The organism is Methylophaga sp. (assembly GCF_009711715.1).
Classification (GTDB): Bacteria; Pseudomonadota; Gammaproteobacteria; order Nitrosococcales; family Methylophagaceae; genus Methylophaga.
The window spans coordinates 273,122-289,979 of record NZ_VENF01000009.1 but is presented as its reverse complement, the minus strand read 5'-3'; the positions used below and the strand labels follow the sequence as shown (position 1 = coordinate 289,979).

Here is a 16,858-nt window from a genome sequence, read left to right as displayed (position 1 = left end):
CCTTAGATAATTTCTTGTACTTCGCTGAACGGCACGGAACCGATGCCTGCGAGATTAACTGTTAAACCCTGGCTGCCTGAGCCGACCAGAACACTGGATACCTTGGCAATTGTGGCGGTGGCAAAAGCCGTATTTTCACCATCGACAGTGCCGGTTGCCTTGAACTGATAAATCCCTTCCGGCATGGCATTGCCGTTATCGTCAAACCCGTCCCAGGTGAAATTGGTATAGCCGGAGGCGCCACCCATTTCCAGCGTTTTAACGGCTACGCCGGCTTCGTTATAAACAGTGACTTTCAAATCATTAACTGGCTCGGCCACATTGATTTGACCGGTCAATCCGCTGTCCGGCGTCATGTAACCTATTGATGACGGAACCAATACAGAGCGTCCTACCAGAGAGGAACCCTGCAGCGCCTGATCGGACTGCATCGCCTTGGCAAAGCTGGAAAAGGAGTCCTGCAAATCGGCAATACCGCTCACCGTGCCGAAGGAGGCAATCTGGCCCAGAAAGTCGCCACTTTCCATCGGCTTCAGCGGATCCTGGTTTTTCAGTTGGGTGGTCATCAGCGACATGAAATCTTCCAGCGCCAGTTGGCCGGTATCTTTGGTCTCATTACTGGTTTTGGATGTCTGACCGTTAAGAAAGGCATAAGGGTTATCGCCTACTCCGTTCACTGCCATGATCATTTACTCCTGTGTTTATGACCGCCCCAACTGCAGGGTGCGCAGCAGGAGTTGTTTGGATGTATTGGCGATCTCGACATTGTTCTGATAGGAACGTGAGGCCGACATCATATTGGCCATTTCGCTAATCGGATCGACATTGGAGTGGAAGACATAGCCGTCTTCATTCGCCAACGGATGTGTCGGGTTATATTCTGTTCTGACCGGTGCCTGGCTTTCGGTCACACCATGCACCTGCACCGAACCCTTTTTATAGCCTTCCCGGGCTTCATCGAGTACCGCGGAAAATACCGGCTGACGTGCCCGATAGACCTCATTAACACTGCTGCTGACGCTGTCCGCATTAGCGAGGTTACTGGCCGTGGTGTTGAGCCGCAGTGATTGCGCACTCATCCCGGTACCTGCGATATCAAAGATATTAAATAGTGACATGATTATTGCCCCTTCAATGCCTTGGTCAGGCTGCTGAACTTGCCACCCAGAAACTCCAGGCTGGCCTGATACTGAACTGCATTCTGCATGAACTGTGCCTGTTCTACCTGCTCATCAACGGTATTGCCATCCAGTGAGTCCTGCATCGCGATACGGAATTGAACCGGCGCCATCAGGCCTTCACTGCCAGCCCCACCGGTGAATGGAATATGATTCTGATGCGTGGTTTTCATCATCGCCGGGTTGCCGCTATCGACGGCATTATTCAGAGCCGCCCTGAAATCAATGTCCTGCGCCTTGAAATTAGGCGTATCGGCATTGGCCAGATTGGCTGCCAAGAGTTCAGCACGCTGTGATCGCACTCTCAATGCATCGGCATGAATTCCCAGGGCAGAATCAAAGGTGATTGGCATGTCACACTCCACAAAAATTTTTCTTCAACTGGGAGATAGCAGTTTGCGTGCCAGATTCTCAGGGTGCTGTGTTTACTGAATTTTTAGGATTGCGGGGAATATTCCATGCCGAGCATCGGCAATATCTTGCCGCTTAAGGCGGCAACACAACCACACCCCCTCACACAGGGGGATAGACGGCAGTCTGCAGGTCGCTCAGTATCATGATTGACAATGGACTTAGAATTAGCTGACTATTCATTGAATAGAAGGTTAACGGGAGTACCTATGAGCTGTAGGCAACAGCTTTTACGTGGTTTTACTTTAATAGAATTGATCGTGGTACTGAGCATCGCTGCTATCATTTCTGCTCTCGCAGCTCCCAGTTTCGCGGACATGATCCGTAACCATCGGCTGACAACACAGGCTAACGACATACTCAGCCAGTTGTATTACGCCAGAACAGAGGCCATACGCCGCGGCGTACAAGTATCCATAAGAAGCACATCCAATATAAACAGTAACTGGACCAGTGGCTGGCAGATTTTTGCGGACCTTGACGGCGATGGCCAACTGGATAATGGGACCGATACCTTGTTGCGTGTGCGCGAACCACTGGAGGGCAACTACACCCTGACCAGCGGTAACAATTATCAAACCTGGCTGGCCTATCTCCCCAGCGGCTACCCCGTCAGCTCAGCCGGCCTCGGTAACGACACTTTTACTCTCTGCGCTGGCAATAATGTGAATCAGGCTCGCTCAATCACCGTTAATAATACCGGCCGTGCGTCGATCCGTGATGGGGTTGCCGCATGTCCGTAGAACATGAGCAAGGCTTTACCCTGGTGGAAGTGATGGTTGCGGTGCTGGTGCTGGCAATTGGCTTGCTGGGCATGGCCCATCTTCATGTCACATCCATGAAAGTCAATCAAAGCGCCGAATTCCGCAGTCAGGCAACGACACTGGCCGCAAATATGTTTGACAGAATGCGCGCCAATCAACAGGCAGCAAAGAATGGTGATTACGCACTAACCCTGAATACCGATCCGCCGGCTTCCCCCAGCAACGTAGCGGAAAATGACATTGCTGAATGGCTCACTAAACTGAACAACACCCTGCCGCAGGGCGATGCCAGCATTGTTTGTCCGGCTTTTGCCGCCACTACCGAATTTGTATGTGATATCACCATCACCTGGACTGAAATGCAGGAAAACGATGCCCTGGGTACAACCAGCTATGTCTATGCAGGGGCGATTCTGTGAGTTTTCAAAAGCAGCAGCAAGGTCTTTCGTTAATAGAGCTGATGATATCGCTGTTACTCAGCCTTATCGTCATTGCCGCAGTGATACAGGTCTTTCTCTCCAGCCGCCAGATGTACCGGGTGCAGACAGCCAAGGCACATATTCAGGAAAACGGCCGTTATGCCATGCATGTGTTGACCGATGAGTTGCTGAATGTCGGTTACCAGGGTTGTGGTTCCTTCCAGATTGCTGACAACGAAGTCAACAATACCCTTAATACACCGAACAACTATTTGTGGAATTTTACCGTACCACTGCAGGGTGCCGAAGCCACAGGCCCCAATCTCTGGACCCCAACACTTGATACCAGTATTACCAACCCTGTTGCCGGTAGTGATGTCATTACCGTGAGAACGATCAATCAACCAGAAATCAGAGTCACTCAGCATCCCGGCGGTACACCACCCGGATCAGCCGCGATAATGGTGCCTTCGGGGAACCTGCTGGAGCGTTTCGATATTGTGATGGTCACCGACTGTGAATCGGCAGCCATCTTCCAGATTACCTCAGCCAATCCCAGCACCTCCGGAACGCTCACCCATAACACGGGTGTCGGCACACCCGGCAATGCCACTAAGGCACTGGGTAAAAACTACACCGGTGGCTGGATTAGCCGCATTCTCACTACCAGTTTTTATATCCGTAACAATCCTGACGGCATTCCCGCTCTCTATATGAAGCAGGGCGGCAATGCCGTGCAAGAGCTGGTCAGTGGCGTCGAGTCTCTGCAACTGGAATATGGCACTGACACAGATGGAGATGGCTCAGCAGATACCTATCTCAGTGCCAATGCCGTTGGTAACTGGAGTCAGGTCGTCAGTATTTCGATTGATCTGGTCATGGTCAGCGAGGAAGATAACCTGACCGTGGATGGACCTCAGGATTATTTGCTCGATGGTAATACCATCACACCTGCAGATCGTCGACTGCGTTCGGTTTTCTCGAAAACCATTACTCTGCGTAATCGCGTGCCTTAAGGAGTATGAGTATGAAACAGCAAGGTGCCGCTCTGGTCGTCAGTATGATTCTTCTGGTGCTTATTACCATCATCGGGTTGTCTTCGATTCGCAGCGGTGTAATGCAGCAGAAAATGGCGACCAATGAGCGTGATAAGGAACTCTCTTTTGAAGCCGCTGAAACCGTTCTCAGGGATGCGGAAAACTGGCTGAGCAGCCAGTTGGTTGAGCCTCTGCCCACTGACGATGGCAGTACCCGGGTCTGGAAACTGAACGCAATGGACCCGAATGACGCTAACCCGCAAAGCTGGTGGCAGGAACGGAGTCAGACCTGGTGGAATAACAATAGCGTTAGCTATGGCGTGGCACTGTCCAATATAAAAACAGCCCCAAGCAGCATCATCGAGTTTCAATATTTTAAATCTGACGATCTGGTCATCGGTGATGGCGGCGTGCCCAACGGGACCGTTTACTACCGGATCACCGGCCAGGGCACCGGCGGTACCGACGTTGCCAGAACGCTGCTGCAGAGCACCACTGCGAAGAGGTTCTAGCCATGTTGTCACGTACTTTGCAAAGTCTCTGTGTCGCCCTGGCTTTGTTCTCTATCAACGCTGTTGCCACAGCAGCGCCACTGAGTCTCAGTAAAACCCCTCTCTATCTGGGCGGCGGTGTCGAACCTAACATCATGTTTATTCTTGATGACTCAGGCTCAATGGTATTTGAAGTGACACCGGATGATCTGGCTTTCCCCGGCAGTTCCTATGCAGCGTTGCTGTTTCCAAGCCCGGACAGTGTCTATGGCAGCGGAACCCCCTACCCGAGCTACTCCAAAACACTGCTGGAAGTGGCGACTGTCGACGATAATGACGCCTACAATGCCACCACTCGCTCCCCCCAATTCAACAGCACTTATTATGATCCGTCGGTGACCTACCGTCCCTGGGTAAAAGAAGATGGCACACTTTATCCCGATGCTAATCCGTCCTGTGCCTGGCATAACCCCGAGAATACCGGCAGTTGTCCATCTGGCGATGTCAATTCCGTTGCCCGTGATTTAACTCGAAATAATGATAACTACAATAATAACCGCTGGCGGGATTGTAATAGCAGTGGCTCCTGCTCCACTACAACCAACTATAAATCGTTCTGGCCGGCAACCTATTTCTGGCATAACGGTGGCAGTCAGTGGAACTGGAACAATTACACGCGGGTCGAGATTCGCTCCAGTACCCCTAACTACAGCGGTCATAACCGAAGTAACCGTGATGACTGCGGGGGTGATGGCGTTTGCTCCTACGATCAGGAAATTCAGAACTTTGCCAACTGGTATACCTACTATCGTTCGCGAATTCTGACAGCACGCGCCAGTATTGGTCGTGCCTTTGTTGATCAAAGTAAAAAACGTATCGGTTATGGCACGATCAATAAAGGTTCCTCTGATGTGGACGGCATTTCCACCGGCACTATCATTGATGGTGTACGTGATTTTGAGACTTCCCGTGAAGACTTTTTCGATAATTTATACGGCAGAGATATTCCGGCTCTGGGCACACCGCTAAGAGAAGCACTTGACGATGTCGGCCAATACTACTCCCGGACTGACTCCAAAGGACCGTGGAGTTCCACCCCCGGAGAGTCAGGTGGGACTGATTACAGCTGCCGCCTCAACTACAGCATTATGATGACGGATGGTTACTGGAGTGGCGGCAGCAGTTATGATGCCGATACCAGCGAGGCCCGAGCCAATGTTGATAATACAGCAGGCTTAAACATCACCGGCCCCGAAAACGATCCTTTCCAGTACTCACCGGTTGGTCCGTTCCGGGATAGTCAAAGCAATACGCTGGCCGATGTGGCCATGTATTACTGGAAACGGGATCTACGTACTGATCTCGAGAATGATGTTGCCACATCCCCCATCGATCCGGCTTTCTGGCAGCATATGAGCTTATTCGGCATCAGCTTCGGCCTGACCGGCTCAGTGGATGCAGACGCAGCCTGGGCTGCAATCGATACCGAAACGGATATCAGCTGGCCTGACACCAACCCTTCAAGTTCAGGCAACTGTAGTGGCAGCGAATGCCCGGCTCGTCTTGATGATTTGCTTCATGCCTCTATCAACAGCCGCGGCGGTTTTTTTAGTGCTTCCAATCCGAAACAACTAGCAGATGCCCTCTCTGATGTACTGGCATCAATATCAAAACGTCAGTCCTCCGCTTCTTCGGTTGCATTGAACACCGGAACAATCTCATCCAATAGCCTGGTCTATCAGGCCAAATTCAACAGCGAAGACTGGAGCGGACAGTTACTGGCTTACAGTATCAATGCTGACGGTACACTCAGTGCCTCTGAAACATGGGATGCCGGTGATTTAATTCCCGCTCCGGCCAGTCGCAATATATTCACCTTCAATGGCACTGATGGCCTGCCATTCTCAGACTTCAATGCCTTGTCAGCTTCTCAGAAAGCACAACTTGGTAGTCAGCAGGTACTGAATTACCTCCGAGGTGATGACTCAAATGAACTCGCCAACGGGGGGAGTTTCCGCAATCGTAATACGCTACTGGGGGATATTATCCACTCAAGCCCGGCCTATGTCGGGATGCCTCTGCAGCGCTATCCGGATATCTGGGAAGCCGCCGCAGCAGAGAACGCCAAGCCCTACTCAACCTTCAGAAGCGATAACCTCAACCGTCAGCCGGTTATCTATGTGGGCGCCAATGATGGCATGCTGCACGCCTTTAATGCCGAGACCGGTGTTGAGCTGTTCAGTTATATTCCTGAAAGCGTCTATCAGAACCTGAGCGATTTGACCGTGTCAGGCTACAACCATGAGTACTTTGTTGATGGTACACCGACAATTGTTGATGCCTTCATTAATGATGAATGGAGGACTATTCTTGTTTCCGGCCTGGGTGCCGGTGGTCAGGGGATTTTTGCACTGGATGTGACTGATCCTGAAAACTTCGATGAAGATGATGTGCTATGGGAATTTACCGATACAGATAATGCTGACTTAGGCTTTACCTTCGGTCAGCCCAGCATCGCCCGAATGCAGGATGGCAGTTGGGCAGCCATTTTCAGCGGCGGTTACAACAACACGGCAGATAATGCCGGTGATGGTAATACCGCTGACAGTTCAAGCGGTGACGCTAAACTTTTCATCGTCGATCTCGCGGATGGTACCTTGCTGACAACGTCCCCGCTCAATACCGAGCGCGGTATCAGTGAAGATCCGACCGGACAAAATCGCCCCAACGGTCTGGCGACACCCGCGGTAGTTGATATTGATGGCGATGCGGTAGCTGATCTGATTTATGCCGGCGATTTATTTGGCAATATGTGGAAAATTAATGTCTCATCGCCCACACCAGCTAACTGGGATTTTGCGATGAAAGCCAGTGGCGTTCCACAACCGCTGTTCGAAGCCTGTGCCAGCCTGACTTGCAGCAATCTGAACAGACAACCTATCACCACGCAACCGCAAATCATTAATCACCCGACCGGTAACGGTTATCTGGTGTTATTCGGCACCGGCAAATATTTTGAAGTCGGTGACAACAGTGCCGTCAATCAGACCACACAGAGTTTCTACGGAATCTGGGATAAGAATGAAAATATCAGTAGCCGATCCGAGTTGCTACAACAATCCATTACTGATGAAGTGACACAATCCGGCTTTGAGCTCAGGGTCACCACTGAAAACACCATAGACTGGTCGACGCACAAGGGCTGGTATCTCGATCTGATCGATCCGGATACCGGTACCAATGTCGGCGAACGCCAGGTCAGTGAAGCGATTGTTCGCAACGGCCGGGTGATTTTCACTACCCTGCTGCCCTCTGAAGATCCATGCGGTGATGGCGGTACCAGCTGGTTGATGGAACTCGATGCCACTTCAGGCAGCAGGCTGACTTATTCGCCGTTTGATCTGAATGGTGATAAGGCTTTCACCGTTACAGACTATGTCAATGTCGGGGATATTGATAACGATGGTAACGATGATTATGTACCGGCCAGCGGCAAAAAGTCGAAAGTCGGCATAAACAACACTCCGGGCATCCTTAATGACGGTGGCGGACAAACTGAGTTCAAATACAGCTCCGGTTCATCCGGTGAAATCGAAATCACCACTGAAAATCCGGGGCCGGGCTCCCAGGGGAGGCAGTCATGGCGACAACTGGATTACATCTACAAGCGATGAAACTCATACAAATTAGCTTATTTCTAATGCTGGGTCTGCTTTCAACCTCGCCGTTACAGGCCATGGATTTTTCAAATGAGGGCACCATCACGGATCTCAAGATCAGTGCCGGTGAGGTTAAAATTGATGACCAGCTGTATCTGTTAGCTGCCGATGTGGACATTCTTAACAGCTATGGAGAACCTGAACCCGAGTTGGAATTAACCGTGGGCCAGGAAGTGGCATTCAACACTGACGAGTTTGAACGAATTATAGAAATCATCGTCCGCCAGGGCGCACCATTATGACCAAGCGTTTTCATTTACAATCCGCCTTCACCCTGATCGAACTGATGATAACGGTGATCATCATCGGCATCATTGCAGCGATTGCCCTGCCGTCCTATCAGGAACAGGTTAGAAAAACACGACGGGCCAATGCACAGGCGGATCTGCTTGAGCTGGCCGGCTATATGGAACGGCATTACGGTGAGAATTTCAGTTACACCGCCGCCGCGCTTCCTTTCAATGAGTCTCCCAAGGAAGGTGACAGCAAATACTATGACCTGGCTATTTCTGCGGTCGCACAAGACAGCTTTACGATCTCCGCCACCCCCAAAGGTCCACAGGCAAGCGATCACTGCGGTACCATGACAGTGGATGAAACCGGTGACCATACTGCGCAGGATAATAACTGCTGGTAGCAGTTCGATCGCTGATAAAAAGAGGCCGGCTGATGCGCCGGCCTCAAACCAGACTGCGTTCCCTCGCAAATTAGCTATCTGTATTGATGTTGATATTGCCCAGATAGCTTTCCAACTGAGCAGCCGTGTTAAGCGAGTCGGCCGTACCCAGACCGGTCAAGGTCACTGCCCCCCCATTGGTCATATTGATGGTCAGATCATTACCCGCGCCACCATTCTCGATCGACGCCACAACATCGGCAAAATCTATCGTGATGTCATTGTTCTCGTCTACCACATCACTGAAGGACAATGTATCGACTCCTATTTCGAAGTCAGTGATTTCATCCTCACCAGTGTTAAAGGCCATGCTGAACTCGAAGGTATCAGTTCCTGTATTCCCTGTCAGGATATCGTCACCGGCGCCGCCTATTAGGAAGTCATCTCCTGCAGTACCAACTAGTACTGGATTTTCAATACCATCATCAGCTCCTGATGTTCCGGTAATCGCCTCAACTTGGAGTCCATCACCCTCATCACCATCAATGGCTAGACTGAATTCCTGACTATCCACATCACCATCACCATCGACGACATCAATGACAATGCCCTCATAGGAAAGGTCAGCTGGCGGGGTTGATGATTCAGCCCCCACTTCAACGCCATTGATGTTGAAAGCACCACCATCGGAAGCATCACCATGTTCAATCTGAACAGAAAGCAGTTGGTCACCGGCTTCATAATTTAACCATCCAAGTTCAGTAATCGTGATAACCGCATCCTCCACGCTGGCAAACTGGAGCGTTTCATCTTCCTGCATCATGGTATCTGCGTCGATATAGACGATGGTTATCGCAATAGAACCATTAAAGCCCCCAGTCCATTTTGTGACCTGGAATTTGAAGTCACTAATGCCATAGGGAGTGACATCATCGTCATCATCAACAAATGAGAAAGTGATCGTTTCATCATCCTCAATATTTTGGTTATCAACCCCCCAGCCATTAGTACTGGCATTCACATCGTCCGCAACGCCCCCTTTTGTCGCCTCAACCAAAATGTTGAAATCAGCGGCTGCGTTCAGGTCGACCAGAATAGAGCCTACAGGCCCACCGGCTTCAGCAGCAGCTGTAGCAACGGGGATAAACTCGACTTCGGGTTCCCGGCGGAAAACATCAAGGCTGTCCTGACCATCCGCATTTAAGGTCAGGGTTGCCACCAGCACCTCATCTTCATAGAAGTTGAGCACAATGGTGCTTTCATCTGATGCAAGCTCATCCAGTTCCACACCTGCCGGTAAGGTCAGCGAGTATTCACCAAAGCCGTCTGCACCGAAGACCCAGTCAGAGAAGTTGCCGAAGTAAGTCATATCGGTAGTCGGGTTTTGCGTGACCAGACTGACAATATTATCGAGGTCGAAACCATCATTGACGATGGTAAAGACAGGGCCATCATCAGCGAACTGGATATTGCCGCCCAGATCAATGGTTTCACTGTGAGTCGCAGTGTCACCATCGCCATCAGTGATCGTAGCTTCACCGGTGAGGCTGACCAGGCCATTGGCCAGAGTCAGAATATCGTCATCATAGGCCGGCATGGTTTCAGGTGTCAGGTGGTCTAATGCCTGATACTGGCTCAGCGTAACATTGCCGTCGCCATCCACACTCAGGCTGAATACCACACTGGCGTCGATTGACAAGGGCTCTGTATTGCTGGTTGAGCCGATAACCGTCCCGTCGTCCAATTGATAGAGATAGATATCATTCCCACCACTATTCAGACCACTGTCTGTACCTTCCGCCACCTCCAGATTCAGCGTGTAGGTCCAGCTGATACTGCCATCCTGACCGTCTGCACCCGCCAGCGCTGTCGCCAATGTGAATACACCGCCAAAGGCACCCACTGCGGTATCAGTCTCGGTCGGATCGCCGTCTGTTTCGGCATCCTGGGTCAGTAAGACCACATCAGCTTCACCTGTGACTGCCACATCAATCACCGGGCCATCATCGGCAAACTGCACGTTTCCGCCCAAATCGATGGTCTCACTGTCGGTGGCTGTATCACCATCATTATCGGTAATACTGGCTTCGCCGGTGATACTGACCAGACCGTTAGCCAGACTCAGGACATCGTCGTCGTAGGCGGCCATCTCTTCAGGCGTCAGGTGATCCATCGCTTCATACTGACTCAACGTGACATTGCCATCACCATCGACACTCAGACTGAATACCACACTGGCGTCGATTGACAAGGGTTCTGTGTTGCTGGTGGAACCGATAACCGTCCCGTCGTCCATTTGATAGAGATAGATATCATTACCACCACTGTTCAGACCAGTGTCTGTACCTTCCGCCACCTCCAGATTCAGCGTGTAGGTCCAGCTTATGCTGCCATCCTGCCCATCGGCACCTGCCAGCGCTGTCGCCAATGTGAATACACTGCCAAAGGCCCCCATTGCAGTATCAGTCTCTGTTGGATCGCCATCTGTTTCGGCATCCTGTGTCAGCATCACCACATCGGCTTCACCTGTAGTCATGACATCCACTGTTGGCGTGTCATCATCAAAGTTGATGGTGAGCGTACCATCGTCCGTGCTGTTGTCAGCGTCAGTGACGGTAAAGGTCAGCGATACCGAGTCATTGTTTTCGGTATCATCTCCTGCCAGACCATCCAGGCTCTCATGCAACACATTGGTCAACAAGGTGACAGTGTAAGCCCCAGTGACTGGATTCACGGTGACGGTAAACAAGTCCGTGCCGTCACGAGCACCACCAGTGATGGTGGCTGTCAGCGTATCGCTGCCTCCGTCCCAGCTATAGGTCACCGTTTCTATGCCCAGCGTATCGCTGTCGCCATGCATGGCAGCAAAGTCGATACTGCCAGGTCCGTCACCACCGAAGCTGAAATCCAGCGTGCCGCTGTAGGTACTTTCATCATTGTCCGGATCGTTATCAGGCGTATCATCGCCGGGTCCGTTATCAACGCCCCCTGTCAGACCATCATCGTCGACTAATGCGCTACTGGTTCCTGCTGTCGGGGTATTGGCGTCAGTGATATTGAAATCAATATCTGCTGTCGCAGTGTCACCATCACCATCTGTGACCGTATAGGTCGCCGTGTCGGTGACAGGCTGAACCAGACCTGCATCAGCAGTGTAGCTGTAACTGCCATCGGCCTTGACCTTGATGGTACCGTTCCCGATATCAATCGCCTGAGAGAATCCCTCATCTTCTGCATCAAACACCAGTTCAATGTCATTTATATGAGTGACAGTCGCACCATCACTACCACCATCGAAGTCAAGCATGCCGGTCACCGTGGTGCCCTCGGTCACATCCTGAGAGGCTTCGTCCAGAGCGGCCGGACCATCGTCCTCAAAACCGATCAGACTGCCCAATTCGATATCATCGGAGGTGGCACTGTCGCCATCATTGTCATAAACGGTGACATGGGCACCAATCAGCCCTTCGCCAAGGGCGACCAGGGCATCATGATCATTACCATCTTCGCCATGGTCTATCGCTTCATATTGTGAGACGGTGATATCACCGGTCTCTGCGTCAATACTGATACGGAAAACCACGTGACCATCACCGTCAGTGCCTACGATCACACTGCCCTCGGTTTCCCACGACAGCATGATGTCGCCGCCATCCATCGCATCCAGACCGGAGTCGACTTCGGTTTCCTCGTCAGCGAGAGACAGTGTCAAAGCAAAGCTGCGAGCGTCGCTATCTTCCCCATCACTGCCCGGCATCACGTTGACGTTAAACAATGCGGCACCACTGAGGGTGGCAAAACCAATATCATCCGGATCGGCTGAACCGGTTTCGTCATCATTATCAGCCAGTCCAGGCTCATCTTTAGTCGAGCCGCCAGTACCCACGGATTCATCAATCACAATGCTGACTTCAGACTCTGTCTCCAGTGTGACTGCTGGCCCGTCGTCCTCAAAGCCAATCAGACTACCCAGTTCGACCTCATTGGAGATCGCACTGTCACCATCACTGTCATAAACGGTAACATTAGCCCCAATCAGACCTTCGCCAATGGCGAGTAACGCATCATGGTCATTCTCGTCCTCACCGTGATCGATGGCCTCATATTGGGAGATGGTCACATCCCCGGTATCGGCATCAATACTGATTCGGAACACCACATGACCATCTCCGTCAGTGCCTACGATCACACTGCCTTCGGTTTCCCATGACAACATGATGTCGCCACCATCTGTCGCATCCAGACCGGAATCGATCTCGGTTTCCCCTTCAGCCAGCGACAGCGTTAATGCAAAGCTGCGAGCGTCGCTATCTTCCCCATCACTGCCGGGCATCACGTTGACGTTAAACAATGCGGCACCACTAAGGGTGGCAAAACCAATATCATCCGGATCGGCTGAACCGGTTTCATCATCATTGTCAGCCAGGCCGGGCTCATCCTGGATTGATCCGTCTGTACCCACAGACTCATCCACGATGATTGGGTCGACTTCCGCCGCTAATGCCAGTGAGACCTGTGGCCCATCATCATCAAAGCTGATGACAGAAGTTTCGTCATCGACCAGCGTGATTTGATCCGAGGCGACCACCTCATCGCCATCACCATCAGTACGGGTGACTTCGTACTGCAATTGTACTTCACCCTCATCTATCAGCAGTAACTGGGCAACTGAGTCATAAAAATTGCCGTCCTCACCATGGTCAATCGCTTCATAAAGCGTGGTCTGCAATTGATACTCACCAGAATCCACCGGTGATTCGATAATCGCTAAGGTGAATACAATGTCATTATCGCCGTCACGTCCCACCAATTCGCCAGCTTCCAGGTAGAGCGTGATGGCACCGCCGTCGGTCGCTGACAAATTAGTCGCCAGACCTTCACCGGGCACACCGACAAAACTCAATGAGTCTGACACCGTGCCGGCACCATCAGAACCATAACTGCCTGAGGCTGTGAACAGTGCAGCAAGACCACCGGTGACCGCGGTGGTAACCTGTGCCAGTCCCGGACCGGCATCATCGGTGTTGCCGTCGGCAACTTCTCCCACGTCCGCGTTGGCGCGATCTTCGCCTTCAGTTTCATCGAGTTCCACCGCCAGCGCGGCTGCGGCTTCTGCATTCGCTGTCACAATCTGCTCAGGACCATCATCATCAAAGCTGAAGACAGAACCGTTGGCATTAATCAGGGTGATCTGATCAGATGCAACCGCTTCATCGCCATCGCCATCAATGCGGGTAACTTCGTATTGCAACTGTACTTCGCCTTCACCTTCCAACAACAGTTGGGTGACGGCGTCATACAGATTGCCGTCTTCACCATGGTCAATGGCTTCGTACAGGGTGGTTTGCAACTGATATTCACCGGAATCTGCCGGGAATTCAATGATCGCGACAGTAAATACAATATCGTTATCGCCATCACGCCCCACCAGTTCGCCACCTTCAAGATACAATGTGATCGCGCCACCATCAGTGGCTGACAGACTGGTTGCAAGCCCTTCTTCCGGCACACCGGTAAAGCTAAGTTCCTCACTGACTGTCCCTGCACCGTCAGAGCCATAACTGCCGGCTGCAGTGAACAACGCGGCAAGACCGCCGGTAACCGAAGTAGTCACTTGAGCCAGTCCCGGCCCGTCGTCGTCGGTGTTGCCGTCTGCAACTTCTGCCAGATCGGCATTAGCGCGGTCATCGCCTTCAGTTTCATCAAGCTCGACTGCCAGTGCGGCGGCCGCTTCGGCATCGGCAGTCACAGTTTGTGCCGGCCCATCATCTTCAAAGCCGATGAGTCGTCCTAGATCCACATCATCAGAAGTGGCGCTGTCACCGTCATTGTCATAAACCGTGACGTTGGCACCTATGAGGCCCTCTGTGATGGTGAGTAAAGCATCATGGTCGTTGTCATCCTCACCATGATCAATGGCCTGGTATTGAGAAACGGTGACATCGCCGGTTTCAGCGTCGATACTGATTCGGAATACAAGGGTATCTCCATCCATGCCGACAATGTCATTGCCGTCCATGGACAACATAATGTCGCCACCATTGGTCGCATCCAGACCGGAGTCGACCTCGGTTTCCCCCTCTGCCAGGGCCAGTGTCAGTGCGAAACTCCGGGCAGTGGCATCTTCACCGTCTGCGCCGGCATCCACGTCGACATCAAATAGAACGGCACCACTGATGGTGGCATAACCAATATCTGTGTCATCGGCAGAGTCAGTCTCATCATCGTTGTCAGCCAGACCTGGCTCATCTTTTACCGAGCCATCAGTGCCGACCGACTCATCTACTACCAGCGATAGCGGCAATTCGCTTTGCTGATCACTATTCAGTGAGAGACTGACCAGAGGAGAATCGTCATCGACATTGACCAGGATATTGCCGCTTGCTGAGTCCCCATTGCCATCAGTAATGGTGTAGCCGATATCCAGAATCAGATTATCTTCTGTTGATGCATCCGTATGATCGAGCACATCAAACAAGCCCACACTATAAGTCAGTGAGACTGGGTCAATCACAACGACAAAGACGATATCGGCTTCAAAAGTGCCATTTTCATGATAGCCAATCAGGGTCAGGCCATCCGCTGAGACCACCACATTGACTGGCTCTCCCCCGGAGGTCAAACCGCTCAAACCGGGTTGGCTTGCATTGAGTGTCAGCGCCCCAGGGCCGTCAGGACCATAGGAAGCATTCAGCACACCACTAAAATACAAGGGTGATCCAGGTAACAAATTATCTCCCGCAGCAGCATCATCATTCCCTACTGGCGAGAGTATTTCCGCATTGTAATTAACACCGGTCTCAGCACTCAACGAGGTCACCGCACTGAGAAAAAGAATCTGCATTTGGGCGAGATCATCCTCAATCGGCAGATCATCCTCATCGAAAGCGGCATCATTATTTGTACCTGCAAGAGGAAAGCCATTGGGTTCCTCAAGGATAATAATGTCTTCTTCCGGGAGGTCGTAAGTATTGGTGACACCAATGGTGTCGAAGCCTGCGACCGGGATAACGGCAGGATTAAGATAATCGACAAAGACCGGCTCATGGCCCTCATTACCGCCTTCAACGCCTGCACCAGCAGCGGTCGCTTCACCAATCGCTGTCGGGTCTTCCCCTTCCAATAAGGCTTGTTGAATCGCGGCCACATCATCAGGGACGACTGCCTCAGCTTCAGGCTCTGCCCCAGCGAGGTCGGGATCAAACACGTCACTGTTGAGCATGGCCTGCGAACTCCGCCCCAGGTCCATTGTGCTGCCGTCGGTAAACTCTATCTGAATAATCCCATCAAGCCCGGTGGCTATCATTTCATTGGCATACACTCTGTCGCCAACTTTCAGGATTCTGCTCGAGCCATCAGTCGCTGTGGCTCTGACTTCACCCATTATCGCTTTAACAAAACCAATTTCAGTAGCCATCTTATGGCCCTCCTTAGAAATCCGTCCTGGACAACATCTAAACAGTCAGCTTTGACTCAAGCAGCATCTCTTGTTTAAGGAGGTGGAGTATTGTCTGTAATCGTTAAGCTTTATCTCAATTGAGTCGCTGACTCACATAACCAAATAAAATCACACAATCAGATCGTCACCACTGCCCGGGGAATTCAACAAATCCCCCAAAGCCGATCTCGCTGCAGCATCATCTGCTGCCGCAACAGTGGTCAGATCAAACATTTTTACAACGCCCATGCTGTTACTTACCTGAATCTGTAAATGTCCTTCATGCTCAACACCGGCAATCCAGTTCGCAGACGAACTGATCACATCGGCCAGATAGACAACATCAGTGCTTTCCACTGGTTTATTGTTTGAATCCACAGCATGGGGAGCAGAAGGAAGATCGCCATCAAGCCCGGACAGAATGTCATCGCCTTCGGCATTAATCAGGAAGTTATTACTGGAAATATGAGTAAGAAAATCGTCAGTCTCATTCTCTGCAACGATTTTGGCACTCGGAAAGAAAAATTCGTTATTGAGCATGACCTGAGAGTCTCTGCCCAAGTCCATCACACTGCCGTCAGCAAAGCAGATTTCTACCGCACCGCCGGGGCCGGTTGTGATCAGCTCATCAGCAAAGGCGCTGTCACCGGGCCGCAGGGTTCTGATAAGGCCATCAGCCGCAGTGGCCGTGGCTTCGCCGATAACGGCGTTAAGCACACCAATTTTTACCGCCATGTCCTATCCCTCCATGAAGAGATAATCAATAAACATGACTCCTTGTGTTG

13 protein-coding genes are annotated in these 16,858 nt (G+C 51.5%); 7 read left to right on the top strand and 6 right to left on the bottom strand.

All coding sequences use genetic code 11. The annotated features are described in order from the left end of the window. Positions 1 to 2: 2 nt before the first annotated feature. From FH755_RS07575 to flgB, 3 genes are read right to left on the bottom strand one after another with little or no spacing between them, the layout of a single operon-like run. On the bottom strand, positions 3 to 683 hold the full coding sequence (locus FH755_RS07575; protein WP_292440161.1) for a flagellar hook assembly protein FlgD: 681 nt from the start codon (positions 681 to 683) through the stop codon (positions 3 to 5). Between the two features lie 18 nt (positions 684 to 701). Continuing rightward, the gene (gene flgC, locus FH755_RS07570) at positions 702 to 1,118 is read right to left on the bottom strand and encodes a flagellar basal body rod protein FlgC (protein WP_292440158.1); all 417 of its coding nucleotides are present in this window, start codon (positions 1,116 to 1,118) and stop codon (positions 702 to 704) included. A gap of 2 nt (positions 1,119 to 1,120) precedes the next feature. Beyond that, positions 1,121 to 1,531, bottom strand: coding sequence for a flagellar basal body rod protein FlgB (gene flgB, locus FH755_RS07565; RefSeq protein WP_292440157.1), 411 nt, complete (start codon positions 1,529 to 1,531; stop codon positions 1,121 to 1,123). A 267-nt stretch (positions 1,532 to 1,798) separates the two neighbouring features. On the opposite strand from flgB, the gene FH755_RS07560 reads away from it, so the two are divergent. From FH755_RS07560 to FH755_RS07545, 4 genes are read left to right on the top strand one after another with little or no spacing between them, the layout of a single operon-like run. Beyond that, positions 1,799 to 2,332 (top strand): GspH/FimT family protein, encoded by a 534-nt coding sequence (locus FH755_RS07560; protein WP_292440155.1) that lies wholly within the window; start codon positions 1,799 to 1,801, stop codon positions 2,330 to 2,332. Next, entirely contained in the window at positions 2,323 to 2,772 is a 450-nt protein-coding gene (pilV, locus tag FH755_RS07555) for a type IV pilus modification protein PilV (RefSeq protein WP_292440153.1), read from the top strand. The genes FH755_RS07560 and pilV overlap by 10 nt, the downstream gene beginning before the upstream one ends. Continuing rightward, positions 2,769 to 3,788, top strand: a complete 1,020-nt coding sequence (locus FH755_RS07550; protein ID WP_292440152.1) for a PilW family protein — start codon at positions 2,769 to 2,771, stop codon at positions 3,786 to 3,788. Before pilV ends, FH755_RS07550 begins: the two co-directional genes overlap by 4 nt. Before the next feature lie 11 nt (positions 3,789 to 3,799). After that, the gene (locus tag FH755_RS07545; RefSeq protein WP_292440150.1) at positions 3,800 to 4,321 is read left to right on the top strand and encodes a PilX N-terminal domain-containing pilus assembly protein; all 522 of its coding nucleotides are present in this window, start codon (positions 3,800 to 3,802) and stop codon (positions 4,319 to 4,321) included. A gap of 681 nt (positions 4,322 to 5,002) precedes the next feature. On the opposite strand, the gene FH755_RS13965 is transcribed toward FH755_RS07545, so the two are convergent. After that, a complete protein-coding gene (locus FH755_RS13965; protein ID WP_366658734.1) occupies positions 5,003 to 5,131 on the bottom strand; it encodes a hypothetical protein in 129 nt (42 codons plus the stop codon). Between the two features lie 317 nt (positions 5,132 to 5,448). Here FH755_RS13965 and FH755_RS07540 point away from each other — a divergent pair, with 317 nt between their 5' ends. From FH755_RS07540 to FH755_RS07530, 3 genes are read left to right on the top strand one after another with little or no spacing between them, the layout of a single operon-like run. Next, positions 5,449 to 7,974: a PilC/PilY family type IV pilus protein gene (locus FH755_RS07540; protein WP_366658740.1), complete on the top strand. Its 2,526-nt coding sequence runs from the start codon at positions 5,449 to 5,451 to the stop codon at positions 7,972 to 7,974. Next, positions 7,971 to 8,261, top strand: coding sequence for a hypothetical protein (locus FH755_RS07535; RefSeq protein ID WP_292440145.1), 291 nt, complete (start codon positions 7,971 to 7,973; stop codon positions 8,259 to 8,261). Before FH755_RS07540 ends, FH755_RS07535 begins: the two co-directional genes overlap by 4 nt. Continuing rightward, positions 8,258 to 8,656, top strand: a complete 399-nt coding sequence (locus FH755_RS07530; RefSeq protein WP_292440143.1) for a type IV pilin protein — start codon at positions 8,258 to 8,260, stop codon at positions 8,654 to 8,656. The genes FH755_RS07535 and FH755_RS07530 overlap by 4 nt, the downstream gene beginning before the upstream one ends. Positions 8,657 to 8,726: 70 nt before the next feature. Here FH755_RS07530 and FH755_RS07525 read toward each other — a convergent pair whose 3' ends face one another. Together FH755_RS07525 and FH755_RS07520 are read right to left on the bottom strand one after the other, a co-directional pair. Then, complete coding sequence (locus FH755_RS07525; RefSeq protein WP_292440141.1) at positions 8,727 to 16,052, bottom strand: retention module-containing protein; 7,326 nt, start codon at positions 16,050 to 16,052, stop codon at positions 8,727 to 8,729. A gap of 150 nt (positions 16,053 to 16,202) precedes the next feature. Continuing rightward, entirely contained in the window at positions 16,203 to 16,808 is a 606-nt protein-coding gene (locus FH755_RS07520; RefSeq protein WP_292440139.1) for a hypothetical protein, read from the bottom strand. Positions 16,809 to 16,858: the final 50 nt, after the last annotated feature.

Coding starts and splice junctions, on each gene's coding strand:
- FH755_RS07575 (WP_292440161.1), bottom strand. CDS start 683: ATGGCAGTGAACGGAGTAGGCGATAACCCTTATGCCTTTCTTAACGGT.
- flgC (WP_292440158.1), bottom strand. CDS start 1,118: ATGTCACTATTTAATATCTTTGATATCGCAGGTACCGGGATGAGTGCG.
- flgB (WP_292440157.1), bottom strand. CDS start 1,531: ATGCCAATCACCTTTGATTCTGCCCTGGGAATTCATGCCGATGCATTG.
- FH755_RS07560 (WP_292440155.1), top strand. CDS start 1,799: ATGAGCTGTAGGCAACAGCTTTTACGTGGTTTTACTTTAATAGAATTG.
- pilV (WP_292440153.1), top strand. CDS start 2,323: ATGTCCGTAGAACATGAGCAAGGCTTTACCCTGGTGGAAGTGATGGTT.
- FH755_RS07545 (WP_292440150.1), top strand. CDS start 3,800: ATGAAACAGCAAGGTGCCGCTCTGGTCGTCAGTATGATTCTTCTGGTG.
- FH755_RS07540 (WP_366658740.1), top strand. CDS start 5,449: ATGATGACGGATGGTTACTGGAGTGGCGGCAGCAGTTATGATGCCGAT.
- FH755_RS07535 (WP_292440145.1), top strand. CDS start 7,971: ATGAAACTCATACAAATTAGCTTATTTCTAATGCTGGGTCTGCTTTCA.
- FH755_RS07530 (WP_292440143.1), top strand. CDS start 8,258: ATGACCAAGCGTTTTCATTTACAATCCGCCTTCACCCTGATCGAACTG.
- FH755_RS07525 (WP_292440141.1), bottom strand. CDS start 16,052: ATGGCTACTGAAATTGGTTTTGTTAAAGCGATAATGGGTGAAGTCAGA.
- FH755_RS07520 (WP_292440139.1), bottom strand. CDS start 16,808: ATGGCGGTAAAAATTGGTGTGCTTAACGCCGTTATCGGCGAAGCCACG.